The 23442-nt window shown below is 43.5% G+C and carries 18 protein-coding genes; 9 read left to right on the top strand and 9 right to left on the bottom strand.

Annotated elements, in window-relative coordinates:
• Positions 1 to 159: 159 nt before the first annotated feature.
• The 3 genes from CI960_RS12120 (at position 160) to CI960_RS12110 (ending at position 3737) form a co-directional block, all read left to right on the top strand.
• Positions 160 to 1434: an MBL fold metallo-hydrolase gene (locus CI960_RS12120; RefSeq protein WP_005855805.1), complete on the top strand. Its 1275-nt coding sequence runs from the start codon at positions 160 to 162 to the stop codon at positions 1432 to 1434.
• Positions 1435 to 1530: 96 nt separating this feature from the next.
• Positions 1531 to 2694 (top strand): aldo/keto reductase, encoded by a 1164-nt coding sequence (locus CI960_RS12115; RefSeq protein WP_005855806.1) that lies wholly within the window; start codon positions 1531 to 1533, stop codon positions 2692 to 2694.
• Between the two features lie 17 nt (positions 2695 to 2711).
• A complete protein-coding gene (locus CI960_RS12110; RefSeq protein WP_005855807.1) occupies positions 2712 to 3737 on the top strand; it encodes an alpha/beta fold hydrolase in 1026 nt (341 codons plus the stop codon).
• Positions 3738 to 3917: 180 nt separating this feature from the next.
• On the opposite strand, the gene CI960_RS12105 is transcribed toward CI960_RS12110, so the two are convergent.
• A complete protein-coding gene (locus tag CI960_RS12105) occupies positions 3918 to 4820 on the bottom strand; it encodes a nucleotidyltransferase (RefSeq protein ID WP_005855808.1) in 903 nt (300 codons plus the stop codon).
• Positions 4821 to 4902: 82 nt separating this feature from the next.
• A complete protein-coding gene (locus CI960_RS12100) occupies positions 4903 to 6438 on the bottom strand; it encodes an alpha-N-arabinofuranosidase (RefSeq protein ID WP_005855809.1) in 1536 nt (511 codons plus the stop codon).
• 182 nt (positions 6439 to 6620) lie between these two features.
• Between CI960_RS12100 and CI960_RS12095 the strand changes: the two genes are divergently transcribed.
• The gene (locus CI960_RS12095) at positions 6621 to 8663 is read left to right on the top strand and encodes a M13 family metallopeptidase (RefSeq protein ID WP_005855811.1); all 2043 of its coding nucleotides are present in this window, start codon (positions 6621 to 6623) and stop codon (positions 8661 to 8663) included.
• Positions 8664 to 8809: 146 nt separating this feature from the next.
• Positions 8810 to 10402, top strand: a complete 1593-nt coding sequence (locus CI960_RS12090) for an alpha-galactosidase (RefSeq protein ID WP_005855812.1) — start codon at positions 8810 to 8812, stop codon at positions 10400 to 10402.
• 7 nt (positions 10403 to 10409) lie between these two features.
• Here the strand turns inward: CI960_RS12090 and CI960_RS12085 are convergent, their stop codons facing one another.
• Entirely contained in the window at positions 10410 to 11279 is an 870-nt protein-coding gene (locus tag CI960_RS12085; protein ID WP_008778253.1) for an AraC family transcriptional regulator, read from the bottom strand.
• A gap of 195 nt (positions 11280 to 11474) precedes the next feature.
• Between CI960_RS12085 and CI960_RS12080 the strand changes: the two genes are divergently transcribed.
• The gene (locus CI960_RS12080; RefSeq protein WP_005855817.1) at positions 11475 to 11696 is read left to right on the top strand and encodes a winged helix-turn-helix domain-containing protein; all 222 of its coding nucleotides are present in this window, start codon (positions 11475 to 11477) and stop codon (positions 11694 to 11696) included.
• Between the two features lie 275 nt (positions 11697 to 11971).
• On the opposite strand, the gene CI960_RS12075 is transcribed toward CI960_RS12080, so the two are convergent.
• The 3 genes from CI960_RS12075 to CI960_RS12065 are packed head-to-tail and all read right to left on the bottom strand — an operon-like array spanning position 11972 to position 17647.
• Entirely contained in the window at positions 11972 to 13081 is a 1110-nt protein-coding gene (locus CI960_RS12075) for a SusE domain-containing protein (RefSeq protein WP_005855818.1), read from the bottom strand.
• A 28-nt stretch (positions 13082 to 13109) separates the two neighbouring features.
• Positions 13110 to 14657, bottom strand: a complete 1548-nt coding sequence (locus tag CI960_RS12070) for a RagB/SusD family nutrient uptake outer membrane protein (protein ID WP_005855819.1) — start codon at positions 14655 to 14657, stop codon at positions 13110 to 13112.
• A 20-nt stretch (positions 14658 to 14677) separates the two neighbouring features.
• Entirely contained in the window at positions 14678 to 17647 is a 2970-nt protein-coding gene (locus CI960_RS12065) for a TonB-dependent receptor (RefSeq protein WP_005855820.1), read from the bottom strand.
• 200 nt (positions 17648 to 17847) lie between these two features.
• Here CI960_RS12065 and CI960_RS12060 point away from each other — a divergent pair, with 200 nt between their 5' ends.
• Positions 17848 to 18861, top strand: a complete 1014-nt coding sequence (locus tag CI960_RS12060; RefSeq protein ID WP_005855821.1) for a LacI family DNA-binding transcriptional regulator — start codon at positions 17848 to 17850, stop codon at positions 18859 to 18861.
• Positions 18862 to 18988: 127 nt separating this feature from the next.
• A complete protein-coding gene (locus CI960_RS12055; protein WP_005855828.1) occupies positions 18989 to 20353 on the top strand; it encodes an MFS transporter in 1365 nt (454 codons plus the stop codon).
• Positions 20354 to 20499: 146 nt separating this feature from the next.
• Here the strand turns inward: CI960_RS12055 and CI960_RS12050 are convergent, their stop codons facing one another.
• Both CI960_RS12050 and CI960_RS12040 read right to left on the bottom strand, forming a co-directional pair.
• On the bottom strand, positions 20500 to 20694 hold the full coding sequence (locus tag CI960_RS12050; protein ID WP_005855829.1) for a hypothetical protein: 195 nt from the start codon (positions 20692 to 20694) through the stop codon (positions 20500 to 20502).
• A gap of 393 nt (positions 20695 to 21087) precedes the next feature.
• Positions 21088 to 21489 (bottom strand): hypothetical protein, encoded by a 402-nt coding sequence (locus CI960_RS12040; RefSeq protein ID WP_005855834.1) that lies wholly within the window; start codon positions 21487 to 21489, stop codon positions 21088 to 21090.
• A 93-nt stretch (positions 21490 to 21582) separates the two neighbouring features.
• On the opposite strand from CI960_RS12040, the gene CI960_RS12035 reads away from it, so the two are divergent.
• Positions 21583 to 22473, top strand: a complete 891-nt coding sequence (locus CI960_RS12035; RefSeq protein WP_005855836.1) for a 1,4-dihydroxy-2-naphthoate polyprenyltransferase — start codon at positions 21583 to 21585, stop codon at positions 22471 to 22473.
• Here CI960_RS12035 and CI960_RS12030 read toward each other — a convergent pair.
• Entirely contained in the window at positions 22459 to 23391 is a 933-nt protein-coding gene (locus CI960_RS12030) for a DMT family transporter (protein WP_005855838.1), read from the bottom strand. The two genes, CI960_RS12035 and CI960_RS12030, sit on opposite strands and share 15 nt — an antisense overlap.
• Positions 23392 to 23442: the final 51 nt, after the last annotated feature.

Raw genomic sequence — 23442 nt, 5'->3', positions numbered from 1 at the left:
TAAATATCGATATCTATGATCAAAGGAATAGGTCTAAACATGATTTCTTTGGTAGGAAACCGTAATAGCGTTACAAACATCTGTAATATATGCACATCGTTTTATGTTGAATCTAGGTAATTTTGTCATAGAAATTTAAAACTCTAAATTCAATATACTATGAGAGCAAGTATCTTAGCTATTTTAATTTTAGGGGGGATTGTCTTAAACATAAAGGCTCAGTTTTCTTATAATGAAAAGGGTCAAGCCATCCCTCCTGCATCACAACCTTTCGGCAAAGAGGCTTTTGAGTCAACCGGGCATACGGTTATACGCTGGTTGGGGAACGCTGGCTTTCTGATTAATAGCCGTGGTACGTGTTTGATGGTCGATCCTATGTTGAAGGGATTTGATATGCCTTTGTTAATAAATATGCCGATTGCCCCTAAAGATGTTCCCCATTTGGATGCGGTATTGATCACTCATTGCGACAATGATCATTACAGTGTTCCTACTTGTACGGAAATGTCTTCTGTATGCCGGGAATATCATTCTACATTCTACATGGATTCTTTGATGGAAACACAGGGTTTGAACTCTTTCGGACATCGTATCGGGGAGACTTTTAATGTTGGTCCGATTTCTATCAAGTTAACTCCGGCTTACCATACGTGGCAAAATGAGTATCCGGGATATACGCGTGAATTTAAGGTTGAAGATTATTGTGGTTTCCTCATGAAAACACCGGATGGCTTAATTTGGGCACCGGGAGATTCCCGCTTTCTTCCTGAGTTCTTGGAATTACCTGCCCCGGACGTGATTTTTTTTGATTTTTCGGATGATTCATGGCATATAGGATTGGAGGGAGCCATAAAGATCGCAAATGCTTATCCTAAAGCGCAGCTTCTCCTGTCTCATTGGGGAACGGTGGATGCTCCCGATATGAAACCATTCAATGCCGACCCTAAAATGCTAGAAGAGCGTATCTTCAATCCGGAACGTGTTCATGTCTTAGCCCCGGGAGAAGTTTTTGACCTTGTAGCTCTCAGCTCTAGCGAGGGTGAACAAAGTGCCGAGACATTGATTTTCCCTGCTGACGCAAAGGCTTCGTCGGAGTATAATACGGGGGATGTCTATGTCTCCTTGTTGAAGGAGTCTGGTAATACGATGATCGCGCATTTTATATTCAAACCTTACAGTCGTAATTTCTGGCATTACCATCCGGATGCCGAACAAACCTTGTTAGTACTTGATGGAGAAGGATATTATCAAGAGGAAGGAGGAGAGAAACGTGTGATCCGGAAGGGTGATGTGATCGTGACACCTCCTAATGTACGCCATTGGAATGGGGCGACACCGGGTAGCTCTATCGTGTGTATGACCATTACGGAACATGCGATCGAGAATCATGCCGTACAGCTCCGGGCTGTGACGGATAAGGAGTATGACCGATGAAATTGGTATATCTATCTGTGGTTTTGATACATGTTTGGATGTAGGAACGTTGTATTTTTGCCGTGAATGGAATATTAATTAGAAAGGTCATAAGTTATGAGAAAGTACAATGAGATAAGCCGTCGGGGATTTTTGAGGTCGGCGGTATTGGCAGGAACAGGGATCTGTGCTTCTTCCGTATTCAATGGAATGGTTGCCTGTGAGGGCGTGAACAGGCAAGGACCCTCGGCCTTGGATTGTAAAACTAATGCCGTGGTCGGTGTAAAGCGGACATTGGGAAGTGGTACGGCTTCCATGGTTGTATCGGCTATGGGATTTGGTTGTATGGGATTGAATCATCATCGCGGCCAGCATCCCGGCAAGAAGCAAGTAATCGCTTTGGTACATGAGGCCATCGATCGTGGTGTTACTTTGTTCGACACGGCAGAGAGCTATGGTTATCAAACGAATGAACGATTAGTTGGCGAAGCGTTGAAAGGTTATTCGGACCGGGTATTTGTAACTACTAAATTTGGGCATAAGTTTGTGGATGGCGTACAAATCAAGACAGAGGAAGATAGTTCTCCCAACAATATACGTAAGGTGTGCGAGAATTCGCTTCGCAATCTTGGAGTAGAAACTCTCGGTATGTTTTACCAGCATCGTGCGGACCCGAACACTCCGATTGAGGTCGTCGCTGAGACCGTGAACGAATTGATCAGAGAAGGCAAGGTATTGCATTTCGGACTTTGCGAGGTGAATGCCGATACCATCCGCCGTGCCCATAGGATCTGCCCTGTTACGGCTATACAGAGTGAATATCATTTGATGCATCGTGCCGTGGAGGAGAGCGTATTGCCGTTGTGTGAGGAATTGGGTATTGGTTTTGTTCCTTATAGTCCGATAAATCGAGGCTTTTTGGGAGGCTTGATTAACGAGTATACTCGATTTGATCCGGAAAACGACAATCGTCAAGATTTACCTCGTTTTCAACCGGAAGCTATCCGTGCCAATATGCGGATCGTGGAAGTGCTGAATGCTTTTGGGAGGACACGGGGGATCACGCCCGCACAAGTTGCCTTGGCATGGTTAATGAATAAGAAACCTTGGATCGTAGCTATACCGGGGACTACGAAGCTGTCTCATCTGGAAGAGAATTTACGTGCTGCGGATATCATTTTCACCGCCGGTGAGATGAGGGAATTGGAGGATGCGGTTTCCGCTATCCCTGTAGTGGGAAGCCGTTATAATGCGCTACAGGAATCAAAAGTACAGAAATAGATTAAGCTATCGGAAATATGAGACCTGTTTTTATACTTGGTATCATTCTCTTGCTTGTTGGATGTAAACAGCGAGATGAGCGTGTTCTGATGGTGGATGAGCAAGGCAGCTTCGCTGTTGGAGGTACGGTCTTGGTTGATTCATTAGGGCATACTTTTCATGGCGACCATGCGTACGTATTTTATCAAAAGCCGGTCGGAGCGAGGAAATACCCATTGGTATTCGCCCATGGTGTAGGGCAGTTTTCTAAGACATGGGAAACCACACCCGACGGGCGTGAGGGCTTCCAGAATATTTTCTTACGTCGCCGGTTTAGTGTCTATCTTGTCGATCAGCCTCGTAGAGGGAACGCCGGTAGAGGTACGGAGAGCGTGACAATTTCTCCGGCGTTTGACGAGGAGGTTTGGTTTAACCGTTTTCGTGTAGGTATCTGGCCGGATTATTTTGAAGGAGTACAGTTTAAGCGGGATAAGGAAACCTTGGACCAATACTTTCGTCAAATGACGCCGACTATTGGCACGACGGATTTTGAGGTCTATTCGGATGCCTACGCCGCTTTGTTCGACAAGATAGGCCCGGGCGTATTTATTACCCATTCGCAAGGCGGGCCCGTTGGATGGAATACATTGCTTAAGACGAGAAACATTAAGGCTATCGCGTCATACGAACCGGGTGGAGCGGTTCCTTTTCCGGAAGGGCAATTGCCGGAGGAGGCTAAGTTTATTACGCTTTCCAAGAAAATGGAAGGCATTGAAGTACCTATGTCCGTATTCATGGAATATACCAAGGTCCCTATCGTCATTTATTATGGAGATAATTTACCCGAAACCGATGAGCGTCCGGAGTTATATGAATGGACACGCCGTTTGCGCTTGATGAAGATATGGGCAAAAATGCTGAATGATCAGGGTGGGGATGTCACCGTTATTCATTTACCGGAGGTAGGATTACATGGCAATACCCATTTCCCTATGTCGGATTTAAATAATATAGAGGTTGCGGATTTGCTTTCTGAATGGTTACATACAAAAGCTTTGGACTAGGTCTTTTGGGTAATGGAAATATATATAGTATCGTTTTCATTAGGAGGTATTGATCTTTTCACAGAGGTGAAAAGATCGTATCACCCCCGTGAAAAGATCGCTTCACAAGGGTGATACGATAAGAGTCTTAGGCCACGGCTGTTACTTCTTGCTGAGAAATCAGCCATAAGGGCCTTATAATCAGAATAATTTGCTTGGATACTCGCCTGCGTCTACCAAGGCTTGGATCTTATCCACAACGCCTTGACGATCCGCTGCGTAAGTTACGCCGAACCATTTGGAGGTTGTATCCAATACTTTCACACGGGCTGTTCCTTCCGTGATCAATTTATTTACCATCAACGGGATGAAATATTCACTCTTTAAATTACCCATATTGGCTTTTAGGAACTCCTTGAAATATTCCTCGGAATACTCGAAGTAATCGGGAGTGAAGCCCCACATATTCATGGATACCGGCGTATTTTCTTCCAATACGACCTTCTTTCCGTTCTCGTCTACAAACTGGATATCTCCGTCGATACGTTCGATAGCGGTACGCTCCACGACGCCTGTCAGATAACCTTCCTCGTTCGTGGCGCAAACACCACGTGCTACGGAACCGCTCTCGCTCAACGTATTACCTACACGGTAGCCTACCATGCAATAATCATTCTTCTTGCCATCCATCTCAGACAATTGCTTGCCTAATACGGCGAAGCTGTCACGTCCGTAGAAATCATCGGCGTTGATTACGGCGAAAGGCTCATTGATAACCTTCTTGCCCATCAATACGGCATGGTTGGTTCCCCACGGTTTCTCACGTCCCTCCGGGCAAGTGAAGCCCTCCGGAAGATCGTTCAAGTCTTGGAATACGACTTCAACCGGGATATGGTTCTCATATTTGGAGATGATTTTCTCACGGAAGTCTTTCTCGAAAGATTTGCGGATAACGAATACAAGTTTACCGAACCCGCCACGAATAGCATCGAAAATAGAATAGTCCATGATGGTCTCGCCATTGGGACCTAGGCCGTCCAATTGTTTTAATCCCCCATAACGACTACCCATTCCGGCTGCCAATACAAATAATGTAGGTTTCATAATGCGTTTCTTTAATGTGTTTTTTAATTCTTCGGGCAAAGTTAATAATTATAGAAACATTGCCATGTTATTGTCCGTCTTTTTATAAAACTTCTAATACGACGATCGACATGGGAGGAAGGCTGACGCTTAACTTTCCCTTTTCCACCTTGGCTCCCTTGAAAACTTCCGGCTTGACCTTCTCCGGCGAATCGAATGTGTTATAGTCGTTTATGGAGGACGCTGTCAGGATACGCCCGTTCACGCTCTTTATCGTTACGTTTTGCAGGTCGATATGGATGTTCTCGCTTTGCCGGGGATCTACGTTTGCCAACGAGATATGGATTTTACCCTGCGAGTCCCGGGATGCGGAGGCGCTTACGACCGGCACTTCCCGGTTGTCTCTTACTTTCTCCTTGTCGCAGATTAGATCCATCGGCAAAAAGGTAGCGTCTTGATGAACCTTGTACATCTCGAACACATGGTAAGTAGGCGTAAGCACCATGTCCTTGCCTTTCGTGAGGATCATGGACTGCAATACATTGACAATCTGTGCGATGTTGGTCATTTTCACTCGGTCCGTATATTTGTGGAAGACATGTAGGGTAAGAGCGGCTACGAAAGCGTCGCGCATCGTGTTTTGCTGGAACAGATGGCCGGGGATCGTACCGGGTTCCACATCCCACCAAGTACCCCATTCGTCTACCATGAGGGCTATATTTTTCTTCGGGTCGTATTTATCCATGATAGCGATATGCTTTTTAACGACATCCTCTATCTCAAGGCATTTTCCTAAGGTCCAGTAATAATCCTCCGTGTTGAAATCGGTAGCGGAGCCTTTATTGTTCCAATCTCCTACTGTATAATAATGTAAAGAGATACCATCCATGCGTCCGCCGATTTGTTTCATCAGCGTCTCGGTCCAGTTGTAATCATAATCGCTGGCACCGCTGGCGATCTTGAACAAGACATTGCTATCATAGTTACGGCAATACGTAGAGTAACGACGGTAAAGGTCGGAATAATATTCCGGTCGCATACTGCCCCCGCATCCCCAACTCTCGTTCCCAACGCCGAAAAACTTGACTTTCCATGCCTTATCCCGGCCATTTTTCCGGCGTAGGTTGGCCATAGGGCTGTCTCCTTCCGAGGTCATGTATTCCACCCATTTAGCCATTTCCTCAACCGTACCGCTTCCCACGTTTCCGCTGATGTAAGGCTCACAACCTAATAACTCACATAGATTCAAGAACTCATGGGTTCCAAAACTATTATCCTCAATCGTCCCTCCCCAGTTATTATTCACCATTTTCGGGCGATTTTCCTTGGGGCCGATTCCATCCATCCAATGATATTCGTCGGCGAAGCAACCGCCCGGCCAACGTAAGTTCGGGATCTGTAGTTTCTTCAACGCGTTTAAGACATCCGTACGGTATCCTTGGGTATTAGGGATGTCGGACTCCGGCCCCACCCATAAGCCACCGTAGATACAACTCCCTAGATGTTCGGCGAATTGCCCGTAAATATGTTTACTGATCTGTTGGTTACCTTGCTCCGGATAAATACGGATATTCGCGTCTCGCTGAGCGAATAAGGGAAGGGCGATAAATGCCCAAACGCTGATTATTAGTTTCTTCATGATATAAATGATTTGTTGGCAAAGATACACTTATTCTTGAATACATGAATCCTTTTATCGTTCGAAAAACACGTACGTGTTTTCGGAAAAAGTCGTACATGTTTTAAAAGAAACACGTACATGTTTTTCTTTTGCGTATTTATCGTATCTTTGTAAGGTTTTAAGGCAAAAGACTAAACAAAATGAGAAAGAGAAAAATGTTTCCGTTTTTAGCGGCTGGGATAGTCGCTTTAGCGAGTTGTAACACTCCTCAGAAAGAGGTAGTGAAGATCGCTGCTATTAATCCTGCGAATATGGATACCACGGTTGCCGCAGGCACGGATTTTTATGAATACGCTTGTGGTGGATGGATTAAGAATAATCCTTTGAAACCGGAATACGCTCGTTTCGGAACTTTCGACCAATTACTAGAGAATAACCAAGAACAGCTCCGGGTATTGATCGAGGAACTTAGCGCTACGCCCCATGAGGCGGGCAGTGTCGCCGGGAAGATCGGCGCTTTGTATGCGATGGGATTGGATAGCACGAAGTTGAATGCCGATGGAGTGGCTCCTGTCAAAGAGGAACTGGCCGCTATCAATGCGCTGGCAACGAAATCGGATGTCTCTAAGATGGTGGCTACGCTTCATAAGGAAGGCATGGCTCCGTTCTTCGCTTTGTTCGTGGGCGCTGACGAGAAGAATAGTGCCATGAATATCGTCCAGCTGTATCAGGCTGGTATCGGAATGGGCGATCGGGATTATTATTTATTGGAAGATGAAGGCTCCGCCAAGATGCGTGATGCTTACAGGGCTTATATAAATAAATTATTTACATTGGCCGGCTCAAGTCCGGAGCAAGCGGATGCGGCGGTGGATGCCGTGATGAAAATAGAGAAGGCTATCGCCGAGATCTCTTATGGCCGTGAGGATTTGCGTGACTCCCAGAAGAACTATAATAAATTGGCTTACGAGGATTTCAAGCAAATAGAATCCCCGTTGGATTGGGATGTATATTTTGAATCCATGGGATTAGCCGGGCTGAAAGAGTTGGATGCGAAGCAAATCAACTTCTATAAGGATATGAGTGAGGCTTTGCGGAATACGACGGTCGATGAGCAAAAATATTATTTGGCGTTTAATTTATTGAGCGCGGCGGCTCCGTACCTAAGTGATGATTTTGTAGACGCTGATTTTGAGTTCTATGGAAAGGTAATGTCCGGAAAGCAGGAACAACAACCTCGTTGGAAGCGTTCGTTGAATACGGTAAACGGTGCGTTGGGCGAGGCCGTCGGCGAGATGTATGTAGAGAAATACTTCCCGGCTTCTTCCAAGGAAAAGATGTTAACGCTGGTGGGGAATTTGCAGACCGCTTTGAGCGAGCGGATCAACGGCTTGGAATGGATGAGCGATACGACTAAGGCGAAAGCGCAAGAGAAATTGGCTGCCTTTACGGTGAAAATTGGTTATCCGGACAAATGGCGTGATTATAGTGGTTTGGAGATCAAGGACGATTCTTATTGGGCGAATGTTCGCCGTTCTAACATCTTCGATATGGCCTATCAATTGGCGGACGTGGATAAGCCGGTCGATAAGTCTCGTTGGCATATGAATCCGCAGACCGTGAACGCTTATTACAATCCGACTACGAATGAGATCTGTTTCCCGGCTGCGATCCTTCAGCCTCCATTCTTTAATCCGGATGCCGACGATGCGGTGAACTATGGCGCTATCGGCGTGGTAATCGGCCATGAGATGACGCATGGATTCGATGATCAGGGACGTAACTACGATAAGGATGGTAATTTGATCGATTGGTGGACTGCCGAGGATGCTGTCCGTTTCACGGAGCGTGCTGATAAATTGGTTGATCAATATGACCAGATTATCGTAATAGATACGCTTCATGCCAACGGACGTTTTACGTTGGGTGAGAATATCGCCGACCACGGAGGTTTGTTGGTCGCTCACCAAGCTTATTTGAATAGCTTGAAGGGCAAAGAGACTCCGGCCCCGATCGATGGCTTCACGAATGAGCAACGTTTCTTCTTGGGGTATGCGACGTTGTGGGGACAAAATATCCGTCCCGAGGAGATCCGTCGTCGTACCAAGATCGACCCGCATTCATTGGGAAAATGGCGTGTGAACGCTGCCTTGCGTAATATCGCCCCGTTCTATGCCGCTTTTGACATTAAAGAGGGCGATCCGATGTTTATGGCTCCGGTTGATCGGGTGGTTATCTGGTAATCCAAATACAGAGTTTATATAAGTGAGGGAAGTATGTCACGTCAAAAAGGCATACTTCCCTTTTTTCGTTTATCCCGATTTGGCGGTCTGATACACTTTTCTTATTTTTGTTTGATTAAGAACGTTATACATGAAAATTTTATACCATGCGAAACTATATATCAATCGCCTTACTTCTCTTGGCATCTTCTGTTTTTGCGTATGATCCTCCCACGATGGGATGGAGCTCATGGAATACCTATCGAGTGAATATCAGCGACAAACTGATAATGAAACAAGCTGATGCGATGTCGCGGAATGGCTTGAAAGAGGTTGGATATAAATATATTAATATTGATGACGGGTATTTTGGGGGACGGGATGCGAGCGGGGAGTTAATCACTCATCCGGTCCGTTTTCCGAATGGCTTGAAGCAGACGGTAGATCATATCCATGCGTTAGGGTTTAAGGCGGGTATTTATTCCGATGCGGGCCGGAATACTTGCGGCTCCTTTTGGGATAAGGATTCTTTAGGGATCAATGTCGGCTTTTATGGGCACGATCGTCAGGATGCGGACTACTTCTTTAAGGAAATAGGATTCGATTTTATTAAGATCGACTTTTGTGGCGGCGACGCCAAACAGAATTTCGATCAATTAGGTCTGGATGAGCAAGAGCGATACACGGCGATCCATAATGCGATACTAGCTACCGGCCGTAAAGATGTGCGTATGAATGTATGTCGTTGGAATTTTCCCGGTACGTGGGTGCATGACGTTGCCTTCTCATGGCGTATCTCGCAAGATATAAATCCTAGCTGGGAGTCCGTGAAGAATATTATCCGGCAGAATCTATATTTGTCCGCTTATGCGAGCGAAGGAAAATATAATGATATGGATATGCTTGAGATCGGCCGTGGAATGAGTGAGGAAGAAGATAAAACTCATTTTGGAATGTGGTGTATTATGAGCTCCCCTTTATTGATTGGCTGTGATCTGACTACCATCTCTGAGAAATCTTTGCGGCTACTGAAAAACGAGGAACTGATAGCGTTAAATCAAGACGTACTAGGCTTGCAAGCTTATGTCGTTAAGCAAATGGATGGAGTGTATATCTTGACAAAGGATCTGGAAGAAGTGAATGGGAATACATGCGCTGTCGCCGTCTATAACTCTACGGATGAGGAACGGACTATTCATCTGGATTTTGCCGATTTCTATTTGCGGGGCGACGTGAGTGTACGGGACTTATTTGAAAGGAGAGATCTTGGAAAGTACAAGGATCGGGATTTTTCCGTAACCATACCTGCGCATGGGACACGTATTTTCCGTCTGGATGGACTGGAAAGGGGAGAACGGACGGTCTATGAGGCGGAATGTGCTTGGTTGCAAGACTATCAAGAAATAAAAAATCACAAAGCGTTTGGAACGGCGATTTATGAGGATGACGGGAATTGCTCTGGAGGTGCGAAGGTTACGGGATTAGGTAATCGTGATAGCAATTATCTGGAATGGCATAATGTATACAGTCGTGAGGGAGGTTTATACTTGATGTCCGTGGATTATCAGTGTGCGGAGAATCGAGAATTAATTTGTCAAGTTAATGGAGTTGTCGTAAAAAATGTAGAGGCTCATCCTGCGCATGAGGTCGCTAGCGAGCAAATAGAGATCCGTCTGAAACCCGGTATGAATCGCATACGCTTATCGAATGGAAACTCATGGATGCCCGATATCGATCGTATGGTTTTACAAAAGAAGTGATTGCCGGCTACGTGCTTGAGGGAATTTTCATTCTTCTATATTCTTGAGGTGTCATTCCCGTATGCTGCCTGAAATATTTGTTGAAAAAAGACAGGTTGTTAAAGCCTAAAGAGAAAGCGATCTCTTTTACGGTTAAGTCTGTCGATCTTAATTGTGCCTTGGCATCCATCGTGATAATGGAGGAAATGATTTCCAAGGGAGTAAGTCCGATCGCTTTCTTAATAGTCGTGCAGAAATGAGGTAACGACAAATTTAATTGAGCGGCGTAAAAAGAAACGCTGTGCTCGGTGGTATAATGCTCTACGACAAGTTGGATAAACTTACGGTAAATCTCATTGGTGCGCGTACGGATTCCATTTGTCCAATGGCTATGATTTTTATATAACTCAGCCGTTCCTTGCATGAATATCGTGAGATAAGCGATGACTAGGTTTTTATTTACCATAGAATAAGACGGGGATAAGGATTGCGCACGTATCAATAAACGGTATCCGTCAATATATAATTGAGCTACAGATTCTTCCAGCGGCATGATCGGATGTTCCGTGATAACGGGAAGAAAGCTCATGGTTGATTTAATAAAATTGATGTTTGTCATAAACTCCGAAGAGAATCCGGCGAAATAGAAACGAGCGTCGTCCGATATTTCATGGAACTGGATAAAATTGCTGGGCACTAAGGTCACGAAATCATATTTGTTAATCGTATACTTCGCTAGATTGATAGAAGCCTGCACGGAACCTTCTACACAAAGGAGAAACAAACCTGCCTTTATCTTATGAGGCAGCTTGCTGTATTTGTTTAGCGTCTCTTTTGTGATACGATCTCCGACGATAAAATCGTTCGTGATATCGAATGTGAGCATTTCCTTTTCCATATCTAATCGGTAATTCGTCTCAAATATAGGAATTAATAAATACTTATTATTCAAGATAATAAAAATAGAACATAGAAACGAAAGAATGGATATTGATTCCCTAAAATTTAAGGGCGAACTTTACAAATGACTACTAATCGTAGGAAAGAGGAAACAAAAAGAATATAGTTCGTTTACTAGAAAAGTATTTTGATTATGGAAAAAGGAAGAATTGGACTAAACGCAGGAAAAGTGTGGCATGCGCTAAACGAGGTAAATGAAATATCTACGCAAGAGTTAAGCCGTAAATTGTCTTTAAGTATTGAGGACCTAGCCTTGGCTATTGGCTGGTTGGCTAGAGAAAACAATATTTATATCACGAGAAAGAATGGTTTGTTGTATGTCAGCAATGGCATCAAATCCAATATGTACTATTAGAAGGAAACAAAAAAAGGCTATCCATCACGGACAGCCAATCTCAATTGTTAACCTTAAATCTAATACCATGAAAAACACAGTGCAAATATAGAGATTTTATGTTATGTAGCATAATGAATAGTTTGGAAATCTCATTTGCTTAACTTGATTTAACAAAATCATGTTCTAAAACATATCTTTTGAGGCATAATTCATAAACACAAGCGTTACTTTTATCTATTACCACCTTTACTTGACTTTTAAATCAAGTAAAGGATGGTAATTTAAGTAATGCCTTATTCGGCTAGTAGAATGATATGTTTCGTTAAGTCATTAAACTTGATAAAATAGGTACCGGCGGAAACCTTTACATTATCACCTCCGTCAAATTTGGCGAATTGTCCTTGTTTATCGTTCCATAAACTATTGCTGCCACCGAAACTTACGGCCCAGTCATGATCCGCACGTAATTTCAAACCGCCATCGGACGGAATCTCTATTTTCTCGCCGATCCAGATGTGCTTGTCGTAACTAGCCTGTTGTAAATCTAGATCACCACCCCAATCATTGAAGTCTCCAATCAGGGAGATTTGTTTGTATTCGGTTGTCGCTCCGGTATAAGGTTCGATGCTGTATTTGTTACCAGCCAAGTCTAACGTGATCGTATAATAGCCATCCTGCGTGAAGCCTTCGATATTACCGCTACCGCCGTCATTGCTTAATGCTCCGTCGCTGTCGTAACCCCATTGAATGCCCCAATCACCCGGGGTTTGAATGATCTTGAATGCGCTACCGGCTTTTACGAAACCTGTGTAAGTGAATAACATATTATTGACATCGTCATCAGCGAATATACGCATCGATGGGTCGTTATTGTTCCATCCGTTGTCGAATATGTCACCCACAAAATAAACTTGGGTACGGGCGCCACTATATGGAGTGATCGCCATGTTTACCGTGTTCGAATAAAGTTCGGGAACACTGTCGTTAATAAATGCTTTAAGACGGAAGTCCACATTATAAGCTACGGTAGGATTAACCATTCCCAAATTGTTCATGGCATCATTCAGCTCGAATGTCTTGATCAAGACTTTTTCGCCGGAACCGGTAGTTGGCAGCGACTCGAATTTCTCGAATTCAGTTCCTCCTTCACAGACTTGTACGGTATACGTTACACCTGCCGCAAAACCGTAATCCGGTTGTTCACAGGTAAAAATATCGATGATACTACTGGCATTTTCCGGCATTAAAGTATATGAACTGTTATTCGGAGCATTGAGGGTAAAAGATATATTATTACCTTCTGAGTCCTTTAGGTCATTGATAACCGGATCTTTATCGTCCGTGCAGGCAGAAAAAGCACAGATGCCCGCAAACACGATGGATAATATATTGACTTTATTCATAATTGTTACTTATTAATAGGTTTTACGATTAATAACCCGGATTTTGTTTCAAGTTACTGTTTGCCACGAGTTGGGTCGAAGGAATCGGTAACAATGAGAAGTGACTGGAGATTGAAGTACCTCCCGCTGTCTCGCCTTTCCAATCCCAAGTATAATTGGAGGTGAACTTATTGTAGCGGATCAAATCCGTACGGCGTTGCGCCTCAAAATAGAACTCACGGGCCTTCTCATCAAGCACAAAATCCAAAGTAAGATCGGTTGCCGTAATTTCCGTGGCTTTCGCTCTTTTCCGTAGCTGGTTAATAGCGCTTAAAGCGGCTTGTTTATCGCCTCCCGCCCGTATTGTGGCTTCGGCAAAGGTCAGATTAGCCTCGGCTAAACGGAACAATGGGAAATCCATATCCGGGAACTGCTGATTCGGATCGTGACCGATTTGTCCGGATTTCGTGATATTCTTGAATTTAGTTACAGAATAACCTTCTGTAAACTCGGTCGGCTTATTGATCTCGAATGTACGGTCTGTAGTCCAGAAAGAGGCACGTGTATCAGTTGTTTTCGATAAGTCTCCGTCAGAAGCGAACTTTTTCACCAATGCCATGCGGGCACGGTTACCACCCCATGCTTCTTTAGTCCCGAAATCAACCAGTGCGTTCATGTCACCACTGATAAAGCTGGCGATAAAGAACAATCCGGACCAAGAGCGGGTCTGTACGCCATCATAACAAATCGGCAGGATCATCTCGGGAGAGGTGTTGTTATCTGCAAGGAAATTATCTCCATAATTAGGAGCCAGAGAGAAACCGGCGTCCATGACTTTCTTTGAGTATTCAGCGGCGGCAGACCATTGAGGGGTACCTGTATATACTTCTGCGTTCAGATATAAGCGAGAAAGTAGCATCCATACGGCGGCTTGATCGGCACGTCCATATACATTTGCACGGGGAGCCTTCATTTGTGGCTCGATTTCTTTCAACTCTTTCTCTATATAGGTATAGAGATTCGCCCGGGTAATCCGTTCGGGAACATAGGTACCGATACCCGTGTTCTCATCAACGAACGGGACATTGCCATATAAATCAATCAAATAATAATAATCCAAGGCACGGATAAAACGAACTTCAGCACGCTGTGTAAGACTTTCCTCGTCATCCTTGCCCTCTGTCTGTATTAAGAAGTTATTACACTGAGCGATTTGGATGTACAGACGGTTGAACATATTCAATACCACACCGTTCGAGGCGGTAAACTTAGCGAAGTTCAAGGGATATACATCCACGTCGCCAGACCAAGCGCAAATCGCCTCGTCCGTAGGAAGCTCATTCAGGTTGAATAGCATACGCATCAAACCCGACGCTCCCTCATCCGTGTCGGCGATATCTCCTTGTCCGTCGGGACCTTTATTTCCTGTGATGGCTAATCCCGCATAGATCTTGGCGAAATTGGCGTTCTGATCGAACTCTACGTTTAGGTTCGGATCGATAGGCGTAACATCGAGATCACCTAGGCAAGAGGTGAAGTTTACGCTGAAAACCAGCGATAAAGCCGGTATTATATATTTAAAGAATTTCGTATTCATATAGATATCCTGATTTAAAATTAGAAGTTAAGACTTACACCGAGTATACCTACCAATGGGCGAGGATATACGTTCTTATCGATACCGAAGGTCTTATCAGCTGCGTTCGCTACCTCCGGATCCAATCCTTTATATTTCGTGATAACAAAAGGATTCTGTACGGTTCCGTAGATACGTCCGCCCAATACGCCGAATAATTTGTTGAAAGAGTAACCCAACGTGATATTATCGCAGCGTAAGAAGGATGCGTTTTGTACATAATAATCGGACAATACGTTCATGTTCTGGAAATTCGTATCGAAAGCGGATAGCGGACGGTTGGATAGATAGCCTTTATTGTTAATACTACCTTCACTTAATGCCGCATTGGATGAGGCTACATTATTATATACATAGTTCCCGAGGTTGGAACGAAGTGAGAAACTGAAATCCCATGCTTTCCATACCAATTTAGAAGTAAAGCCCATCGTTACATCGGCTGCCGGTTTATGGCAGAAATAACGGTCCTCGTCATTGATCACACCATCTCCGTTGCGGTCCACGTATAATCCTTCGATCGGATTACCCTGTTGATCATATACCTGCTCGTATACATAGAATGAGTTCGCCGGGTGATTCACACCTTGTGCCTGTATCATGGTCCCGGTACCACCTTCTACGGTTCCTGCCAATACGATGGATGAGGCGTCATCCTGTGCGGTTAGCTTCGTAATCTCGTTGTTGTTCCAAGCGACATTAAAGCCTAGGTCCCATTTCCAATCAGAGGTTGAGATCGCTTTAGCGTTGATGGAGAACTCAACACCTTGATTTCTCAAAGAACCGATATTGCTGACGATACGGTTCTTGAAGTTTGTTCCGGCCGGTACGTCGATCACATTGATCAAGTCCTTAGTTTCTCTGTAATAATAATCCAAGGATGAAGTGATACGGTTATCTAAGAATCCGAAGTCGAATCCGGCGTTCCAAGTAGTAGTCTCCTCCCATTTCAAGTTCGGGTTGTAACCGTCGGGACGGGCGATAGGAACAAATTGGTCGCCAAATTGATAGTAGGCTCCGTCTTGTCCCGCGAAATAAGTCGCCATATACGGGTAGTCTCCTTGCGAGATATCCTGTTGACCGGTAATACCATAACCCAAGCGTAGTTTTAAATCCGATACAGCGTCCACGTCTTTCATAAAGCCCTCTTCCTTGATCTTCCATCCTAAAGCCACGGAAGGGAACAATCCCCAACGGTTGTCTTTAGAGAAGCGGGAAGTGCCATCGTTACGTAAGGTCGCGGTGATAAGATAGCGATTCATGAATGAATAATTGACACGTCCGAAGAAAGAGATCAAATAACTTTCTGTCTTGAAAATATAAGAAGTCGGGTTATCTCCGTTCAAGTTATTGTATGCGTTCTCTGTGGAACGATGGAAATGTTGCCAAGAGTAACCAGCCATGATATCAAAATGATGCTTTTCATTGAAATCCTTAGCGTATTGCAAATAAAAATCCAATAGGTGATTGTATTTGTCGATTGTCTCATAACCTGTTTTGCCGTTATCCACGTAACCTAATGGAGATTCTTTCGGATAGTAAATGTCTTGCGTACCGGTAGCCATATCCATACCTAAATTCAAGTTCGCACGTAATTCGGGAAGGAAATGGAATTTATAATCAACTTGGATATTACCGACCAAGTTTTTAGAATTAGCCTCTTCTTTTTTCTGTTGAAGCATCGCTACCGGGTTTTTTGTAGCGATTGAGATAAATTCACCGGCATTTTCCCAAGCAAAATAACCTCCGTATTTACTGTTGCCGTTCATGACTGGTTGAGTCGGGTCGAATGCGATTGCCGCTCCGATAGCTCCCGTATCGGCGAAACGATTATTTGAGATCATTCCCTTGGCGTTGAAGTTAATATTTAAATGATCTTCGAAGAAACTGGGAGCTAGGTTTACAGATCCAGTATAACGTTCGAACTTAGAGGTTTTCAATATACCATTTTGGTTTGTATATCCGGCGGATACACGATAAGGCATATTATTCAAGCCTCCGGATACCGTGATATTATGATCGGTTCCCACGGCTGTACGGAAGATCTCTTTCTGCCAATCCGTATTTTCTTTTCCTAATAACTTAACGGCGCTTGATTCCGCCCCAAAACGATCCGTTACGAAATTACGATATTCGTCAGCTCCCATAACATCGATTGATTTGGTCTTCGTGCTGATAGAAACGTTTCCATCGTACGTAACCCGTGGGCGGGAGCCTTTTTCACCTTTCTTAGTGGTGATAAGAATCACACCGTTAGAGGCACGCGAACCATAGATCGCTGTGGCGGATGCGTCTTTTAATACGGTGAATGTTGCGATATCGTTCGGGTTGATCGTACTCAACGGGTTGGATACCCCTTTGATACCGTCATTGTCGATCGGAAGTCCATCGATAACGATCAGCGGGTTGTTGCTGGCCGATAAGGAAGAACCACCACGGATGCGGATACTGGCTCCCGAACCCGGAGCTCCACCGTCAGTCGTGATATTTACGCCGGCGATTTTACCGTTGATCATATCGGTTGCGGTGGTGGTCAAACCCCGGTTCATCTTATCTGGCTTAATGGCCGTCACGGAACCGGTAGCGTCATCTTTCTTCACCGTACCATAACCGATTACGACAATCTCGTCCAATACTTCCGTATCTTCTTGTAATACGACAATTAAATTACTTTGTCCTTGGTTGATAATGTCTTGTGATTTGTAGCCTATGTAAGAAATACCGATCGTACTTCCTTTAGGCGCCGAAAGCATAAAGTTACCGTCGAAATCGGTAACAGTTCCATTCGTAGTTCCTTTTTCAAGGATACTAGCCCCAATGATGGGTTCACCTTTCGCATCTTTCACGTTGCCTTTGATCGTGACGTCTTGTGCGAAAACATTGCAGGAGAGAAACAATCCTATCAAGATAGATAAGATTACTCTTGCGTCGCAAGAATACATTTTTTGTTTCATGCATTAGACAGTTTAAGATTAATACTCTATTATATTTATTGAATTTTAGCCATAGTATGTGAATGCAAATGTATGTTTATCAAACCTCTCATGTTGTTAAAATGTTTGTCGATACCCCTATAAATTTACGCAAACGTTCTCGCAAACGTTTGCATTGTATGACCTAAATACATATCTTTGATTTTATAAAAAAGAGAACCATGAAAAAGCGTCAAATCACGATAAAGGATATAGCGAAAGCCTTGCATATTTCCCCGTCAACAGTCTCTCGTTCCTTGGCTGATCATCCGGATATCAGCCAAGAAACCAAGAATATAGTGAATGCTTACGCTCGTGAACATAAATATAAGCCCAATGCCTTAGCCTTGAGTTTACGGACAAATAATACGAAAACAATCGGTGTTATTTTACCGCAGATCGTACATTATTTCTTTTCTTCTGTTTTATCCGGTATAGAGGATGAGGCGGAAAAGGGAGGGTATCGTGTTATTATTTGTCAAAGTAATGAGAATTATGAGAAAGAAGTAAAAGGTGCGCAAGCTTTATTGGAAGCACGTGTTTGCGGTGTCTTGGCTTCTGTCGCTAAAACAACGACGATCTACAATCATTTCCAAGAACTAATCGATAGCGATATACCTATGGTGTTTTTTGATCGTATATGCACGGGGATCTTGACAGACCGGGTGGTCGTTGATGATTATGCCGGGGTTTGTTCCGCTGTTGAATACTTGATTCGTAGCGGTTGCCGGCGAATCGCCTTTTTCGGATCTCCTTCTCATTTAGCGATCTCTAATAATCGTAGGATGGGGTATGAGGATGCTTTGCGTAAAAATGGATTACCGGTAGATAAAGAGTTAATCAAGATTTGTGATAATTATACCGAGGCGCTTCGGTTGACCCCGGAATTATTGTCGTTACCCAATCGTCCGGATGCGTTCTTCGCCGTAAATGATGAGACCGCTATTGGGGTGCTGAATGTTGTAAAGGCCAAGGGATTGAGGATACCCGATGAGGTTTCGATTTGTGGGTTTACGAATAATAGCTTAGCGGAAGTTAGCGATCCCCTGCTGACCTCCGTGGATCAACATGGTTATGAGTTGGGAGCTATCGCTATGCGTTTACTGATAGAACGTTTGAATGGCGTGCGTGACGGGGATCGTATCGTGAGCAAGATTATCAAGACAAATCTGGTGGTGAGACAGTCTACCCGTTAAAAAAGTAGCTTCCGAAAACGTTTGCTCTACTTCTTTGCATGAATTTGAATAGGGACGACGTCCTGTTTCGGAATAATTCCGTATGTTTGTCACCAAACAAATAAATACCTTAAAAAACATAATTCTCATGAAAACAAAACCATTTTTGAGTTTTTGGCAAATTTGGAATCTAACTTTCGGTTTCTTGGGCATTCAATTCGGTTTCGCCCTTCAGAACGCAAATTCAAGTAGAATACTTCAAACCTATGGAGCGGATGTAGAGCAACTATCCTTATTTTGGTTAGCGGCTCCGCTGACAGGTATGATCATACAACCTATCATTGGTCATTATTCCGACCAAACATGGTGCCGTTTAGGACGTCGGCGTCCGTTTTTTCTGGTAGGAGCTATCTTTACGACGATTGCCTTGATATTGATGCCGAATGCGGGATTGTTCTTGTCACCCGGTACAGAGACGGCTATTTTATCTCCCGTATTGATTGGTGCGGGTATGTTGATGATCATGGATGCTTCCATCAATGTAACGATGGAGCCTTTCCGTGCCTTGGTAGGGGATATGCTACCCGATGAGCAGCATACGACTGGCTTCTCGATCCAGACTTTCTTGATCGGCATCGGTGCTGTCGTTGGTTCCTTGTTGCCGAGTATTATGAATAAGGTGTTTGGTTTATCTAATACGGCGGTTGCTGGTGAGGTTGCCGATAATGTTAAATTCGCCTTTTATGCCGGTGCGGCGATTTTATTAGCGAGCGTATTATGGACAATTTTTAAGACAAAGGAATATTCCCCAGAAGAGATGGCTGAGTTTCGGCTTTCCGGTGGTGAGGTCATTGAAAAAAGGCGGGATAGCAATGGTTTTATGGAGATCATGCATGATATCTTTCATATGCCTAAAATAATGTTACAGTTAGGTTTATGCCAGTTTTTCGCTTGGTTTGCCTTGTATTCCATGTGGGTTTATTCTACGCCTGCTATCGCTGAACATGTATATGGGGCAACAGATCCTGCTTCCGCCGAATATGCGATGGCTGGCGATAAGGTAGGTGAGTTATTCAGTATCTATAATTTTGTGGCGATGTTATTCGCTTTATTATTGATCCCGATTGCCCGTCATTTAGGTCGGAAAATGACTCATGCCCTCTGTTTATGCCTAGGAGGGGCAGGGTTGGTTTCTCTCTATTTGTTGAATAACACAGGAATGATGGTCTTTTCTATGATTGGCATCGGTATAGCGTGGGCAAGTATATTGGCGATGCCTTATGCTATTCTTTCCGATAGTCTTCCCGCTGATAAGATGGGTACTTATATGGGTATATTTAATTTCTTTATAACGATACCTCAGATCACGAATGGAATCATTCATGGATGGATTGTACGTAATGTTTATCATGGGCATGCCGTGTTCGCTTTGTTAACGGGAGGTGTTTTCTTGTTTTTCGCCGCCGCCGCAGTTAGTCTTGTCAAAGAGAAAAAGTTCAGTAGAAAAGTGTAAGGTATATAAGTCCGGTTTCCTGTTGTCAAGCGTAAAAACGCTATACCCAAGTCAAACAGCAAGTTATTATAATGTAGGTAGAAAAACGTATCTCAGATAATCCCGGGTCACCCCGGGACAACAACAGGAAACCAATGGACTAACTACTAAAAGGCTTCTTCCTCTTCCTTTTGGCGTGATCCTATGACGCGAAGAACTAACATCGCTACCGTAATCACACCGAGGGATCCCATGGTTACGTTTTTAGTAACCTCATTGTCAAATGTTGTAGTTCCGACTAATACCAATACGATAAATGAAACCATCATGATTGCATCAGCCAAATCCTTATTTATTCTCATGATCTTCTTATTTTTTTAGGATTCGATAATTGTTGTATTTTATTATTCTTTTTCCAAGACTTCCTCTTCCGATGACGTCCCGGTACTACTCAGTCCTTTCATTATGCCATATAGACCAACACATAGACTACCCATAACTACTACTAATTTAATATAGTCGTTAGGGATGATAGAACTGCATGCGAATACACAACCTGCGATTGTTAGAAGAACATAAAGATATATACGTATTTTACCTGATTTATTAGTTGTCATAATTGTAATTTTTAATTGTTTATAATAATGTAAATGGGCAATAACTCCCCGGAAATATTGATTTAATAAATGCAATATTCCTACCGATAAGACATATCAATGACTTACCGAAAGATACAAATATGAAACAATTAAAAACTAAATAATGAGTTTTCGTAGGGCAAAGACATGCTCTCCCATACGACACAGAAGTGTGGATAAATTTATGATCTGATAAGTGGATATATGTTGAGATACTCTATGAAGTTGATTTACTCCTCTCAAACGCATGTCTTGAAGGGATTTCTCCATATTTTTCCATATCCGTATTTCGATAGTGTTGTTTGCCGTTTGTGAAATCCTGCGGGGAGTTAAGCAGTTACTGCTTTTCAGCTCGTTACTTAATACTTCGAAACGACGTTGGGCATCTGCCGTGTTTTTTTCTTTCATAACGGCCTCTTTAGTCGCAGACATAACCTCATCCATACTCTTTGTTCCTTCTTCGGGAGCAAACAGCATGAAGCTAATCAACAGACCTAATATGAATAGAAAATTCTTCATGGCGCAAATATACAAGTATTTCTTTAGATAATAACAACAGTATATGTTATTTGTTTTTTATTTTTGTAGTTATTTTAAGAATAAAACAATAGAATGGAGAATAACAGATCGAGAATTCAAGCTTGGTTAGAGGCGGCACGTCCGAAAACGTTGCCGGCATCATTTAGTCCGGTATTAGTTGGGTGTGCGCTGGCTTACAGGGATGGAGTATTTAAATTGGCTCCGGCGATCCTTTGTGTTTTGGTGGCTTTACTTGCCCAGATAGCCAGTAATTTTGCCAATGATTATTTTGATTTTAAGAAGGGGGCGGATAAGGAGGACCGGTTAGGCCCGGAGCGAGCGGTGGCTTCCGGTTGGATAACTCCTAAGGCAATGCTATGGGGGACTTTTATCACGTTGGGGCTTTCTTGTCTATGTGGCTGTTTCTTGTTTTTCTTTGCCGGCTGGGAGCTCATCGGTGTAGGAATTGCTATTGCGATTTGTGTCTTGGCTTATTCAGCAGGGCCATTTCCTTTGGCTTATAACGGGCTGGGGGATGTGTGTGTCGTATTGTTTTATGGGATTATTCCGGTTTGTTTTACGTATTATGTACAAGCATTATCGTTTTCCTTATTGTCATTCTTGCTTTCGTTGTCATTGGGGCTGTTGTCCGCTAATATTTTGATCGTGAATAATTACCGGGATTATGAGCAAGATAAGGCGGCTCGTAAACGGACTACGATTGTGCTATTCGGGCGTACGTTCGGGTTGGTAACTTATTTGCTGAACGGTATATTGGCTTTTTTGATCACGCTGCCTTTATTGATGGATGCCTCACCTTGGCTTGTTTGTTTATTCGCGGCTTTTAGCGTGCTGTTTGCCGCCACATGGCTGGAGATGAAACAGTATCAAGGCCGTGAGCTTAATAGAACTTTAGGGCATACGGCACGGAATGTATTTATCTATGCCGTGTTGCTTTCAGTTGTATTGTTATTTGGTTCTTAAGATGTGCCGTGCTTTGAACAATCGCTTGGCCTCATGGAGATTTTTCTGTATGTATTTGGACAGGATAATCAATGTAACCGCTACGATAATCAGTAAGATTCCTAAAGCGAGGTGAGGGGTGAAAGGCTCTCCAAAGACTAAAACACCTACGCAGACGGCTGTCACGGGTTCTGTTGCTCCCAGTACGGAAGTTAGGGTGGAACCGATATGGTGTACGGCTTGTACCAATGTAATGTTAGATACTACGGTTGGCAAGAAGGCTAATAAGACGAGGTTAATAAAAGAGGGCAGGTCTGGAATGGGTTGGATTCCTGTTCCTGCCTGTGCTTTTATGAAAAATAAAGAGGTACTGACGATAAATACATAGAACGTAAGTTTTCGTCCCGGCATATCATGTACCCTCGATTTATTGACGGTGACGATATAGAGGGCATAAGCGACGGCGGAAAGTAATACGATGATTACGCCTAGCCCGTTTAATCGCATCTCTCCTCCATCAATGGATAGACGGGCTACTCCACAAATAGCGAGCCCGATCGCCAAGAGCGTAATCCATGATGTTTTTTCTTTGAATACAAACAGCATGAATAGGGTTACGAATATCGGATAGGTGAAATGTAGAGTCGTGGCGATTCCCGCCGCCATAAAATTATAGCCCCAAAACAGGAACATTGCCGAGCCTGTATAAAAAGCACCCAATAAAATCAATATCGGTAGGTTTCGCATCTCTGTTCTGAAAGATTCCTTTTTTGCTAGAAGCATACCCGATAAGGCGATGGCCGCGAATAAGAAACGATAGAACAATATCGAATCAAACCGCATACCCTTCTCCATAAGAGGCAATGTAAACAAAGGGATTAAACCGAATGTAACAGAAGTCGCTATTCCATAAGCGAAACCTTTTAGATTATTATTCATATTATACTTTTTGATAAAATGACCGCAAACATACAAAAAAGTCTTGAAATA

Source organism: Parabacteroides sp. CT06 (assembly GCF_002257605.1).
Lineage (GTDB): Bacteria > Bacteroidota > Bacteroidia > Bacteroidales > Tannerellaceae > Parabacteroides > Parabacteroides distasonis.
The sequence above is the reverse complement of the archived record's forward strand: the minus strand, read 5'-3'. Positions and strand labels throughout refer to the sequence as shown.

Bases quoted from the DNA above. Each gene is read 5' to 3' on its own strand.
- CI960_RS12110 (WP_005855807.1), top strand. From the start codon at position 2,712: ATGAGACCTGTTTTTATACTTGGTATCATTCTCTTGCTTGTTGGATGT.
- CI960_RS12065 (WP_005855820.1), bottom strand. From the start codon at position 17,647: ATGAAACAAAAAATGTATTCTTGCGACGCAAGAGTAATCTTATCTATC.
- CI960_RS12040 (WP_005855834.1), bottom strand. From the start codon at position 21,489: ATGAAGAATTTTCTATTCATATTAGGTCTGTTGATTAGCTTCATGCTG.
- CI960_RS12070 (WP_005855819.1), bottom strand. From the start codon at position 14,657: ATGAATACGAAATTCTTTAAATATATAATACCGGCTTTATCGCTGGTT.
- CI960_RS12085 (WP_008778253.1), bottom strand. From the start codon at position 11,279: ATGGAAAAGGAAATGCTCACATTCGATATCACGAACGATTTTATCGTC.
- CI960_RS12105 (WP_005855808.1), bottom strand. From the start codon at position 4,820: ATGAAACCTACATTATTTGTATTGGCAGCCGGAATGGGTAGTCGTTAT.
- CI960_RS12100 (WP_005855809.1), bottom strand. From the start codon at position 6,438: ATGAAGAAACTAATAATCAGCGTTTGGGCATTTATCGCCCTTCCCTTA.
- CI960_RS12120 (WP_005855805.1), top strand. From the start codon at position 160: ATGAGAGCAAGTATCTTAGCTATTTTAATTTTAGGGGGGATTGTCTTA.
- CI960_RS12075 (WP_005855818.1), bottom strand. From the start codon at position 13,081: ATGAATAAAGTCAATATATTATCCATCGTGTTTGCGGGCATCTGTGCT.
- CI960_RS12055 (WP_005855828.1), top strand. From the start codon at position 18,989: ATGAAAACAAAACCATTTTTGAGTTTTTGGCAAATTTGGAATCTAACT.
- CI960_RS12080 (WP_005855817.1), top strand. From the start codon at position 11,475: ATGGAAAAAGGAAGAATTGGACTAAACGCAGGAAAAGTGTGGCATGCG.
- CI960_RS12090 (WP_005855812.1), top strand. From the start codon at position 8,810: ATGCGAAACTATATATCAATCGCCTTACTTCTCTTGGCATCTTCTGTT.
- CI960_RS12050 (WP_005855829.1), bottom strand. From the start codon at position 20,694: ATGAGAATAAATAAGGATTTGGCTGATGCAATCATGATGGTTTCATTT.
- CI960_RS12035 (WP_005855836.1), top strand. From the start codon at position 21,583: ATGGAGAATAACAGATCGAGAATTCAAGCTTGGTTAGAGGCGGCACGT.
- CI960_RS12115 (WP_005855806.1), top strand. From the start codon at position 1,531: ATGAGAAAGTACAATGAGATAAGCCGTCGGGGATTTTTGAGGTCGGCG.
- CI960_RS12095 (WP_005855811.1), top strand. From the start codon at position 6,621: ATGAGAAAGAGAAAAATGTTTCCGTTTTTAGCGGCTGGGATAGTCGCT.
- CI960_RS12030 (WP_005855838.1), bottom strand. From the start codon at position 23,391: ATGAATAATAATCTAAAAGGTTTCGCTTATGGAATAGCGACTTCTGTT.
- CI960_RS12060 (WP_005855821.1), top strand. From the start codon at position 17,848: ATGAAAAAGCGTCAAATCACGATAAAGGATATAGCGAAAGCCTTGCAT.